Annotated in this window: 11 protein-coding genes and 1 pseudogene; 4 read left to right on the top strand and 8 right to left on the bottom strand. The window is 36.9% G+C overall.

Translation table 11 applies throughout. From position 1 onward, the window contains the following. Positions 1–37: 37 nt before the first annotated feature. From QOX35_RS16145 to QOX35_RS16120, 6 genes are all read right to left on the bottom strand, one after another. On the bottom strand, positions 38–373 hold the full coding sequence (locus QOX35_RS16145) for a DUF4133 domain-containing protein (protein ID WP_283687811.1): 336 nt from the start codon (positions 371–373) through the stop codon (positions 38–40). 22 nt (positions 374–395) lie between these two features. Beyond that, on the bottom strand, positions 396–698 hold the full coding sequence (locus QOX35_RS16140; protein WP_006844193.1) for a DUF4134 domain-containing protein: 303 nt from the start codon (positions 696–698) through the stop codon (positions 396–398). A gap of 167 nt (positions 699–865) precedes the next feature. Continuing rightward, complete coding sequence (locus QOX35_RS16135; RefSeq protein ID WP_283687810.1) at positions 866–1,609, bottom strand: hypothetical protein; 744 nt, start codon at positions 1,607–1,609, stop codon at positions 866–868. A 3-nt stretch (positions 1,610–1,612) separates the two neighbouring features. Further along, positions 1,613–1,978 carry a DUF3408 domain-containing protein gene (locus tag QOX35_RS16130; protein WP_283687809.1) on the bottom strand — a complete coding sequence of 122 codons (366 nt, stop codon included), beginning with the start codon at positions 1,976–1,978 and terminating at the stop codon, positions 1,613–1,615. Between the two features lie 35 nt (positions 1,979–2,013). After that, on the bottom strand, positions 2,014–2,448 hold the full coding sequence (locus QOX35_RS16125) for a DUF3408 domain-containing protein (RefSeq protein ID WP_283687808.1): 435 nt from the start codon (positions 2,446–2,448) through the stop codon (positions 2,014–2,016). Between the two features lie 6 nt (positions 2,449–2,454). Continuing rightward, entirely contained in the window at positions 2,455–3,207 is a 753-nt protein-coding gene (locus QOX35_RS16120) for a ParA family protein (RefSeq protein WP_283687807.1), read from the bottom strand. A gap of 750 nt (positions 3,208–3,957) precedes the next feature. Here QOX35_RS16120 and mobA point away from each other — a divergent pair. From mobA to mobC, 3 genes are read left to right on the top strand one after another with little or no spacing between them, the layout of a single operon-like run. Next, positions 3,958–4,389 carry a conjugal transfer protein MobA gene (gene mobA, locus QOX35_RS16115; RefSeq protein WP_283687806.1) on the top strand — a complete coding sequence of 144 codons (432 nt, stop codon included), beginning with the start codon at positions 3,958–3,960 and terminating at the stop codon, positions 4,387–4,389. 3 nt (positions 4,390–4,392) lie between these two features. Then, entirely contained in the window at positions 4,393–5,658 is a 1,266-nt protein-coding gene (gene mobB, locus QOX35_RS16110; RefSeq protein WP_283687805.1) for a conjugal transfer protein MobB, read from the top strand. 27 nt (positions 5,659–5,685) lie between these two features. Next, positions 5,686–7,695: a conjugal transfer protein MobC gene (gene mobC, locus QOX35_RS16105; RefSeq protein ID WP_283687804.1), complete on the top strand. Its 2,010-nt coding sequence runs from the start codon at positions 5,686–5,688 to the stop codon at positions 7,693–7,695. Positions 7,696–7,719: 24 nt separating this feature from the next. Here the strand turns inward: mobC and QOX35_RS16100 are convergent, their stop codons facing one another. After that, a complete protein-coding gene (locus tag QOX35_RS16100; RefSeq protein WP_283687803.1) occupies positions 7,720–8,307 on the bottom strand; it encodes a hypothetical protein in 588 nt (195 codons plus the stop codon). Positions 8,308–8,393: 86 nt separating this feature from the next. Further along, a complete protein-coding gene (locus tag QOX35_RS16095; protein ID WP_283687802.1) occupies positions 8,394–11,435 on the bottom strand; it encodes an HsdM family class I SAM-dependent methyltransferase in 3,042 nt (1,013 codons plus the stop codon). 250 nt (positions 11,436–11,685) lie between these two features. Between QOX35_RS16095 and QOX35_RS16090 the strand changes: the two are divergent. Next, positions 11,686–12,085 (top strand): annotated as a pseudogene (locus tag QOX35_RS16090) (DUF3945 domain-containing protein); the annotation flags it as partial.

The following is a 12,085-nucleotide window of genomic DNA, read 5'->3' as shown; positions in this document are numbered from 1 at the left end:
GGGAAACTTACTTTCGATAGTAGCTGCTTTTAGTGTATTACGCATTCCACACCTCCTTCTTTTTAGGGTATTGGAACAAGCGACGGGGATTTTTACGGTTGATCAGAAAACGGGGATGTTGCCGTTTGGCGAGCAACTTCATGAGTCCGTGTTCTCCATATTTCGCATTCAGGTTAAAAGTCAGCCATACCAGTGCAGAAGCAGCGATAACACCGAAACCGATGCAAACCCACTGATCTACTCCGGCCATATACATCACTACAAATACGATGAATACAGCCAGTAGACCACCTGCGAAAATAAAAAGGTATTGTGCTTTCAAACCCTTAAATTCCACACTCTTGCCAATGCCCTTGTTAATATTATACTCCATTTCTTATTTGTTTGGAGCTTGATTACAGGAAGAAAGAGCGTAGAATGGTAGCAGCCACGATAAGGAAAATACACGCACCGAACCATGAAGCGGCAGTTTTGCTCGTATCGGGATCACCGGAAGAGAACTTGTTATAGACTTTGATGCCCCCGATGAGTCCTACAACTGCACCGATAGCGTAGATGAGTTTTGTGCCCGGATCGAAATACGAAGTTACCATATTGGTAGCTTCGGTAATACCTCCGATGCCGTTACCTTGTGCGAATACTGATGATACAGCAACCATGATAAAGGCTGCTGACAGAAGAAATTTTTTCTTTGTCATACGATTTTTGATAATAGTACAGGGGGTGGAATAGTCCCCTGTACTGAATGAATAATGTTGTTTAACTTTGATTTTTTAGTGGTGCGGTCATAGACCGTTTTGTTTGGCTGACGCACGCTAACCGTAATCTCTTTGCTTCATGCTCTTTGTTTTAATCGTTATCTACTTTACGCAAATTTGCGTACTTCAAATTCTTTAGGTGCTCTGACTGCCGGTTCCTCCAATTCTCCAGCTTCTTGTTGTTTGCGATGGAAGGCAGCAAAATAGTCATCCATCAATGAGGATATGACTACTTTCTTTTTAGGTTCTCCCGAAACGACCTGTTCAAACATATCGGTCTTGCGTATCTCAACCAATACCCGTCCGGCTTCTTCTTTTTCTTCGGATGTTGCATTGTCGGGTGTCTCTACCGTTCGCACCATACTCGCCAAATTATTGAAGTCAAGTCCCAACGCCATTGAAACCCCGGCTCTCCCTTCAGTATCTTCCTCTTCACTTTCTGTTTCGTCTATTTCTTCAGAATCATTGTCTGGCTCAAATTCGGGGGGAGTGTTCTCAATCTCTAAATTGATTTCAGCTGAATTTTCTTCCGTCTTATTATCTGTTGAAAAGACTTCATCGAGTTTATCCAAAGGGATTGCCACCGAGGTCTTTTTTTCTTCTTTCTCGACAAATATAGAAGCATTTTCGTTCTCTTTTTCACTATTAATCAGAGTGGTAGCTTCTGTCCGGGATTGTCTAATGTCAAATTTGCTTTTGCCGATAATATCCTCTTTAGGTGCTGCACGAAACGGATTAAATACCGTTTTTTTAGCAGCATTCTTTTTGCGTTTTTGCATCCGATCCCGAAGTAGGTAAAGAACGACAAACAATGCGTACAGCACGATAGCTGAAATAATGTACTGTTTCATGTCTTAAAAAATATCGTCGGGTCTTCGTTTACGGTACAGTTCTGTTATATCATTCTGATAGGTATTAAAATGATGTTCCAGTACATTGTCTATGTAACTGAACAGCGATAATTCATTATTCCCGATGGTGTGTACAATCCGCACAATCCTGTCGTGAAACTCCTTCCGTATGTAGACCGTCTTTCCGCTACGGGCTGTAGTGGGTGCGGTTCGGATAAAAAGCGATTCGTAAGATTTTTGTTCGGATTGTACATTACCGATACGTTGCTTGGGGACTTCTTTTTTTTTCGATTGTTCCGGTTTCGCTTTTTTGAAGATTTCCGGAATGAAGAACCATTTAGTACGTTTCAAAAAACTATTTCTTTTCATAACTAATTATATTTTACTGATTAATAATATTTTAATTAAAACACATCTGTATTTCTTTTACGGTATAACTTCGTTATCTCGTCTTGATAGGTAGCGAAATGGTGCTCCAGTATGTTATCCAAATAGTTGAACAGCGAAAATTCGTTCTCTCCAATTACACGGACAATTTTCATAATGCGGTCATGGTGCTCCTTACGGATATACACGACTTTCCCATTTCGGGTTTTTATGGAAGCAGCCTTGAAAAACAAATCTTCATATTCCTGCATTTTGTTTTCACGTCGCTTAGGCTCTTCACGAAAGATTTTGTCTTCTTTCTCTGTTTCGGTTTCATCAATTACCTTTTGCGGAGATTCCTGTACTTGCTTCGCTTCTGACACAGAGACGGGTGGGTTCTCTCTATTCCCCTTTTTCGATTGGCTAATGACCATTGTCGTATCTATGCCCGATGTATCTATTTTCTTACTCATGGCTGATTATTTCAATAGTTGCAATAGTTCGTCAGTTAAGGTATCCAAGTTGGAGCCTTTCACAAGAGATTTGTCCGCAGGGAATAGTGTAGAACGAAAAAGAGCTTTGTAGCTTATCGACTGTTCGCGGCGAAAACGCTTACTATCGGGTATAAAAGTTTTAAGTAATGGGAACTCCAAATCTCTTATTACATTTTCGTACACCTCGTATAATTCAGACTTTTCTCGCCCATCCACCATATTCCAAAGCAGGTAAATACCTTTGATATTGGATTTTCCGGGATTGACGATATTATCTTTTACAGAAATGAGATAATCCAGCGTACTTTCTAACACAAGACGGTCAGCGGCAATGGGAGCCACTATGTAATCCATACTGGCAATAGTTAGTACCAAACCCTCATTGTTGAGCGTTCCGGGAAGATCGAAGAAAATAAAATCATAATCTCCCTCTTTGGTCAAATCCTCGGCATCGTCCAAAGCATCCTTTGTATTACTTTCAACTACCGGATATGCTTTCTTTTGCTCCAGACGGACAAACTGTTCATACAGCATTCCCTTGTAATACTCGTCATTTTCGCACATCTTAAAATCACGCTCACGCATTTCGGCAATTGAGTGTTGCGGATAATCACAGTCAATCACAGCTACACGATAACCTTTTACATAATGAAGATAAGAAGCTACTAAAACGGTAAGAGTAGTTTTTCCAGCCCCTCCTTTTTGCGTACTAAACGCTACATACATTGTTTGTTTCATATTCACAAATTTTTAATTAGACATTTAATTGATTATGAGAATGTTTATTTGTATCTATTTCTATTCTTGCAAACCTCATCTTGCATGCATATTTGTTTATTCTTTTGTCAGAAGTCATCTGTTTTTGAAATCGTATGCTTTTAAAATCATAAAAGCACAAACACGTTTTTAGATTTTTACGATTTTATATTTTCAAATCAAATCGTGTACTTTTGAAATCCTGCATATTCTTATTTTTAATCAGACAAGCGATTATTCATTTATATATTCTTGCATTAACATATCTGAACACGCATCTATTTTTACCTATGTTTAATCTTTCCAAAACATTTTCTGACAGCAAATAAAATCTATATTTTTCATACTTACACTATGTTTTTGAGAGGTGGCAGCTTGTGTCCAAAGTTGTCTATACCTATTGATTTTCAATTGATTATTTTAGGTTATAACTTTGCTGCATGAAACGTGAAAGAGGATTCATATCGGTTTTAAGTTTGTTCCGACATTCAAAAAATGCCTGACAGAGATCAGGCTTATATCCCGAAAAATTCGGGATAGGGAGATTGCCCTTTACGGGCAAAAAGTATTTGCATTTGGGCAAATAGCAAGGTATGTTGAGTGCATCGCAAAATGAATTTTGCAGCACACAACCCTTGCTCTTCCAGAGGGGTATTTTCCTCTCCGAAGTCGGGAAAAATGAAGACGGGTTGAACCGTCCGTAGCGTTCATAAACCACTAAAAAATCATGTTATGAACGAAGAAAAAAGAAATTCCCACAATCGGGGAAAAGGGGGCAGACCCCCGAAGAACGATCCGGCAAAGCATCGACTAACTGTGAACCTGACAGATCAGCAACACGTCGATTTTTTAGCCTTGTATGAACAGTCAGGCGTACAATCCTTATCCGGTTTTATCGCTGCCCGCATCTTTGGGGATGAATTTCGTGTAGTGAAAACTGATGCTTCAGCAGTAGAATTTATTGCAAAGCTCACTGCTCTACACGGACAAATACGAAGTATCGGAGTCAATTACAATCAAGTTGTAAAGGAATTACATTCCAATTTTGGAGAGAAAAAAGCATTGGCATTGCTTTATAAATTAGAAAATGCAACCATCGAACTGGCAGGGATCGGGCACGAAGTGATGCAACTATGCGATCAATTTAAGGCGAAACACCTCTAAAAAATGGTCGCAAAAATCAATCAAGGCGGCAACCTGTACGGTGCGCTTTCCTATAATCAGGAGAAAGTAAATGAAGGTTTAGGAAAAGTTTTGGCTACCAATCTGGTGATAGAACCTACCGACGGAGCGTTTAATGTAGCTTCCTGTATGCAGGATTTTGAACGGTTTATGCCCTCGCACATCCGTACATCGAAGCCTATTATCCATATCTCACTCAATCCACATCCGGACGATAAACTGACCGATCAGCAACTTGCCGACATTGGTCGTGAGTATATGGAGCAGTTCGGGTATGGCGGACAACCCTATATGATTTTCAAACATGAGGACATTGGCAGGGAGCATATACACATTGTTTCGACCCGTGTACGCATGGATGGCTCAATAATCAGCGACAGTAAAAATTATGAACGAAGCAGAAAGATTACCGACTCTTTAGAACAAAAGTATAGTCTGCACTCCAAAGAGAAGAATCAGGGCGAGACATGGCAACTTACTCCAATAGATGTTTCAAAAGGCAATTTGAAAAAACAGATTGCCAATGTTATAAAACCGCTCTCTGAAATGTATTCTTTTCAGACTTTGGGAGAATATCGTGCTTTACTCTCCTTATATAATATAGGAGTAGAGGAAATCAAAGGAGAAAATAAGGGTAAAGCATATCGGGGATTGGTCTATTCGGCATTGGACAGTGATGGCAATCGTGTCGGTACACCTTTAAAATCTTCTCTGTTTGGTAAGGAACACGGTTTGGATAGATTGGAAAAACGATTTGAGAAGTCAAAAGAAACAATCAAGGTAAACGGCATAGCCAAACAAACCCGTGCTACTGTTTCTGCGTTCTTTGCAAGTACCCGCACAGAGAGCGAGTTCCGAGCGGCTTTGCGGGAGAAAGGTATCGACCTTGTGCTACGACTGGGCGATGAAGGACGCATCTATGGGGCTACATTTATCGACCATAATCAGAGGGTAGTTCTTAACGGTTCTCGTTTGGGTAAGGAGTTTTCGGCAAATGTTCTCAATGAACGCTTTGCAGATAATTCACCTCGTGAGGATCTGCAAACGCCAAAACCATCCATTGCTACAAATCAAAGTGCCGAACCTACTACCAACAAGCATCCACAACCGCAATCGGCTCACTCCGAGACGAACAATCCGGTGGGGAGTTTATTCTCAGTCTTTACTCCCGAAGTCGAAGGGACAGATAACAAGCAGCCTACCTTAAAACGTAAGAGAAAGAAGAAACGCAGGTACGGCAGACAAATATAAAATTCTAACAATTTAAAAATAACAATTATGTCACAAGAGGATGATTTAAGAGGACTTGCCAAAGTCATGGAGTTTATGAGAGCCATAAGTATTTTGTTCGTTCTGATGAATATTTATTGGTTCTGTTATCAGGCAATACACGAGTGGGGAATTAATATCGGGGTAGTAGATAAAATTCTGATGAATTTTAACCGTACCGCAGGTTTGTTCAATTCTATATTGTGGACGAAAATCTTTGCCGTGGTATTCCTTGCCCTATCCTGTTTGGGAACAAAGGGAGTCAAGGAGGAAAAGATTACATGGAATCATATCTATGTATGTCTTATTTTTGGTTTTGTATTTTTCTTTTTGAACTGGTGGCTTCTTTATCTGCCTCTTCCCAAAATAGCCAATGCAGGCTTTTATATTTTTACCATTGCAGTAGGATATATATTGCTTTTGATGGCGGGTACATGGATGAGCCGCTTACTCAAAAACAACCTGATGGACGATCCGTTTAATAACGAAAACGAATCGTTTATGCAGGAAACCAAGTTGATGGTAAACGATTATTCGATAAATCTGCCTACAAAGTTCTGGTACAAAAAGAAGCAATGGAAAGGATGGATCAATGTAGTAAATCCTTTTCGGGCAGCTATCGTATTGGGTACTCCCGGTTCTGGTAAATCCTATGCCGTTGTAAATCAATTCATAAAACAGCAGATTGAGAAAGGTTATACGGGCTACATTTACGATTTCAAATTTCCAGACCTTTCGACTATTGCTTATAACCATCTGTTAAACAATAGAGAAGGTTATGAGAAAGTCCCAACTTTCTATGTGATAAACTTTGACGATCCTTCCCGAAGCCACAGATGTAATCCGATCAATCCGTCATTTATGGATGATATTTCAGATGCTTATGAGAGTGCATACACCATAATGTTAAATTTGAACCGGACGTGGGTGCAAAAACAAGGAGACTTCTTTGTAGAATCTCCGATTATCCTTTTTGCTGCTATTATATGGTATTTGCGGATCTATAAGGATGGTAAATGCTGTACTTTTCCTCATGCCATAGAATTTTTGAACAAAAGTTATGAAGATATTTTTCCGATTCTGACTTCGTACCCAGACCTCGAAAACTACCTTTCTCCCTTTATGGATGCGTGGAAATCTGGAGCTGCTGACCAGCTTCAGGGGCAGATTGCGAGTGCTAAAATACCTCTTTCTCGTATGATTAGCCCACAATTATATTGGGTGATGTCGGGCGATGAATTTACCTTAGATATCAACAATCCCGATGACCCAAAAATATTGGCAGTAGGTAACAATCCTGACAGACAAAACATCTATGGAGCGGCACTTGGATTGTATAATAGTCGTATTGTGAAACTCATAAATAAGAAGGGGCAACTCAAATCATCGGTTATCATTGATGAGTTACCGACAATTTATTTCAAAGGATTGGATAACTTGATAGCCACTGCCCGAAGTAACAAGGTTGCTGTCTTGTTAGGCTTTCAAGATTTTTCGCAGCTAAAGCGTGATTATGGAGACAAGGAGGCTGCCGTAGTAATGAACACAGTAGGTAATATATTTTCGGGGCAGGTGGTCGGAGATACAGCAAAAACCTTGTCTGACCGATTCGGAAAAGTATTACAGAAACGCCAGTCTATGACCATCAACCGCAACGATAAATCGACTTCCATTTCTACCCAAATGGATAGCTTGATACCAGCATCCAAAATATCCAATCTGACACAGGGTATGTTTGTGGGTGCGATAGCGGATAACTTCGACGAGCGGATAGAGCAAAAGATTTTTCACTGCGAAATTGTGGTAGATAACGAGCGGGTTTCAGCCGAAACAAAGGAATACAAGAAGATACCTGTTATCACCAACTTTGTAGATGAGAATGGTGTAGACCGCATGAAGGAAATGATAAAGGAAAACTATGATCGCATCAAAGCCGAAGCTAAACAGATTGTAGTTGAGGAATTGCAACGTATCAAGGACGATCCCGACCTTTGCCATTTATTGCCAAAAGAGGAATAACTATTAAAAAAAGCGAGATAATATTTATGCTATTTCGCTTTTTTCTTTAATGTTACTCGAAAAATCTAACATTAAGTGGTATATGACTATTTCATCATTACCAAGGGTATGTGTGGAATAATAAGAATAATCGAAATTATCAGCTAATTTCCGTTGCTGAATATTTTGTCGTGTATTAGACGGAAAGGCAGAATTACTGATTATATTATTTAAATGTGTAATGTTGTCTTGAATATTCATTGATTGAACAACAAATCCTATCATTCCATTAGTTTTGTAATAGCATGAATACTTTGAGGATGTATAACGACAAATACCTTCTGAAATATACTCTCCATTCAGCCCACTTACTCCATTTACATTGCTGTTATCTAATCTTTTACATTCTACAATATAATAAGCGTCATCATTAACAAAAGGATTGATTGGCATTATACGGATATCTATTCTTCCTGTATTTTCGGGTAATTCAGAGTCAAACAAGTAGTCAGAAAGTCCCAGTTGTTTTTTATAATTATCCTTTTTGAGATAATTATAAAGTATTACATCTCTAATTTTATTTTCATCATTTTGCAAAACGACATTTTCTGCAAGGATCAATTTATAGCACATAATTATTTTAGAAAGTATAGATTCAAATTCTATATTAAAATAGACTGTGCTATGTTTATAGCCAGAAGCATTCAATTCTGAAAACATCATATACTAACTCTCCCTGCTTTTAGAATTGCATCAGCAAATTCGTACATATCTATATACCCAACAGCCTTATGCCATAATCGTTTTTCGTTGGGTTTAATAATGAAGAAATCATCTCCATTGTTATCAAATCCACGTATATCTTTCTGAATAAAGAGTCTGTCAGTTACCTTTTCTGTGCTAAATTTTGATATAAAGGTCAATAGTTCTGATTCATCTTGCTTGTCTATCCAACTAACATCCCCTACATAATCTTCGGCAGGAATTACTTTGAAGAATATCCCGATAATTTGTTTTGTGTACCAAATCTCTATTGTGAACTTATTAGTATCCCGGCTAAACTTTGGTTGGAATTTATCCAAGAATAGAGATACATAAGAGTTTAAGGTATCATCATTAAAAGATAATGAAGAAAACAGATTTGTTTTTTCATTATCATTACCTACAATAAGAGGTCTGCTAACATTTAACGCATGGTCAACTAATGTATACTCAAGATCGCTTAACTCTAATTTGCAATATATTATATCCTCTATTTGTTTAAGGTTTAGCTGAATATTGTTTTTTAAAGTTTCAACCGCGAAGTTATCTATCAAAGTTTTTTGCGATTCCTCATATAAGTCTTGATATGCTTGTTCTATTTCTTTAAAGTATTCTTTTACACCTAATTCTAAATATGGCAAGCAGTATTTATTCTCGCTTTGTGTTTGTTCTCGCTCAATACCAATAGATGAAAATGTATTAATAGCATAATATGAAAATAGACTACTGGTTAAAAGTGATGCTATATTAACCAACGTATTATCCATTGCATGATTAATAACAGATACACTTGTTATGGAATCTTTAAATAATATCTGTTTATAAGAAATAGCGCAATATGCAGTAAGGTTACGCATATCAAGCCCTTTTCTAATCAAAAGCATTGGAGGAATAAAAATCCTTTCATCTCTTTTTCGATGAACTTTTGGCCTATTAAATACAGATATTTTATCTGGGTTAATAAAAAAAGGAGTTATGCCATAAGAATCGATGAAAGGTAATCCATTTAGATGGGTGGCATCATATGGTTCCTCGCTACTGTATTGAATACCTGTCCCCTCCACAAAATTATCTGCATCGGAGATAAAATCTTTTATGGAAACAAATTCTGTCTTGAGCCTATTAATGAAATTAAAATCCAAATAAGAACCATAAACCAATACTTTCCAAAGCCAATCATATTGCTTTAATTTTGATTGTTGGATTTTTTTGTAATCAGTTTTATTTATTGTAAATATCTTAAACAGAGAGAAAAAACGACTTGGTTTAAGTGTTATATGTTCAATTATATTAAAATCTGTTGATTCATTGTTTGAGTAATTAAAGAATAATACACAAGCAGGGGCAACAGCCTTATCATTAGATTTATCAAAAACTTCTTTTCGAACTGGAGCTAATTCAAAAATTCGCTTAATAAAAAACTTATCCAAAAAATACTTTCGAAAAGTATCACTTTGCAGATTATATAAAGTTTTGCTCGTAACAATTAATGCACATTTCGTGTTTTGACTGGAAAAATCGCTACTCCTTAATAGAAATGCTTGTGCAATCTCCTTATTTCCAATCTTCGGGAGAATTTTACTATATTTTTCTTCTTTTCTTCGTGCTTCGACATATTTCACATAAAGAGGTTTTGTCTTTTCCCCTTTACCTCTCATCCAAGGCGGATTTCCCAATATGTATTCAAATTCAATTTTGCTCAAAAGTTCATTGAAACTTGCTTTAGTATCAAAAAAATCAGCTTCAAAGAAATTACTATGTAAAAGTATTGGGAACTTGAAGGATTCTATTTCAGGCGGTTCTAAATAATCTAATAGAGTCAAATATATTGAGAAAATCGCAACCTGTACGGCACTCAAATCTTTATCAACCCCATAAATATTTTCTTTAACTATCTCTTTTATTGCAGCTTTAAAATCTTCCGATTTTGCGTCTACTCCTGATGCGATATATTTTTCGATTATCTTACGAAGTGTTTCAACGAGAAAAACTCCTGAACCACATGCTGGATCTAAAACTTTACAAGAATATCCTTTGCCATTATTTAGCTTTTTATCAACAGTTTCTTTTAAAATATAATCAACAAGGAATAACGGAGTATAATAAGCCCCTTCCTCTTCTTGATTATCTTTTCCAATAAAAAGCTCATATACATTACTAATGAATTCTATCGGAATTATTGAGAAGTCGTAAAATTCAAATAATGATGGCTGTTGCTTATCAAGATCATCCCCTTCTATCAGTCTTCTTATTGTATTGTAATGGATTGATTGTACTTGATTGTATTCTTCATCATGTAGAGGAAATAAATCTCCGTTAAATCCTGTTTCTGAATTTTCTAAATAATCGAAAAAGTTTTTAGTGTTTTGAGGATTATTAAGCAGTTCGCAAAAGTCATTATTTGTCCAGTATTTGGAATCTCCCTCAAAGCAAAGTTTTACCTCTCTATCAATGAGGTATCGAACAAATATAACCTTGCCAATTAAAGCATTTGCGACTTTTGAACTTAATCCTTGTTCTTGTACCAGTATTTTTCGAGCAGCATTGATATTTTGAAGTAAGTAGTAATCAACCCTATTTTTATAATTTAAATGATCCTCATATTGCTCCCATGCTCTACCCGTAACTAATTCAAAATAAGAGAAATCATTTAATTTCTCAATTCCTCCTAATTTTTCTAAAGTTTTCTTGTCTTTTAGGAAATTGAAACCGTTGAAAATCTCGACATTGTCATTTTCAATAATAATAACAATGGGAGATTCATTGAAATTCCATATGGTTTCATATAATTTTTCTTTATCAGAAGGGTTTTCAAAAAAAAGAATTAGAGGTTTATTGTCAAAACAAAAAAAAGCCTGAGGTTCTATTCTGTTTTCGATAAGCCTTTTTACTCGGTTAGGAAAGGATGTATGCGTTTTCCAATGGTCATTATCCATTAGAAAAAGTCCATCTCTTTCGCTAAGACCAAGTTTTAATATAATATTCTTTATTCCAGTCATTTGCACATTGGCTTATCTTAATTGGATTTGCTCAATATATAAATTATCCAATTTTGCAAATATACAAATTTAAAGCCAGATATCGTAGAAAAAAGGGGGCATATTCGTCTCGTTTTCTTTTAAGACTGAAATCACCATAGACAACCACAGACACAAGCATCCACCTCTTTAAAACCTTGCAATCAGTCCATTAGTAAGATGTATTTTCGTTTTGCATTAATGTTAATGCAGAATAAAAATATCATTTATTATGGATCAAAACAAAGTAAAATCCGAAGAGCCTAAAGTCTTATTGACCCAAGGCGAAGATGGCAAACTCAAAGTCCTCACAGGGGAGCAGGATGGCAAACTCAAAACCACCGATCCCACCAAAGCGAATGCCGACCAATTTTTGAAGGTTGATATCAACAGTAACTTTCTGGAAAATTTCTTCAAGAAGATGTCGGCACAGTTCAATCACCCGTCACATACGGGTGTGTATGCTGTCGGGATGTCAGCCGTAGATAAAATAGCGGCTTTTCTCGACAAACTTATCCGTATCGACCACACGGATAAAGCTCTCGATCCGTATCGCCTTAAATTTGATGGTAAGGTAAAGATACATATTGAGCTAACAGGTCAGTTTCAACCTCTAGATCTTAATAAACTCA

This window comes from Dysgonomonas sp. Marseille-Q5470 (assembly GCF_951230145.1).
In the GTDB taxonomy this organism is placed as follows: Bacteria; Bacteroidota; Bacteroidia; order Bacteroidales; family Dysgonomonadaceae; genus Dysgonomonas.
This window is presented reverse-complemented; position numbering and strand designations above follow the sequence as displayed.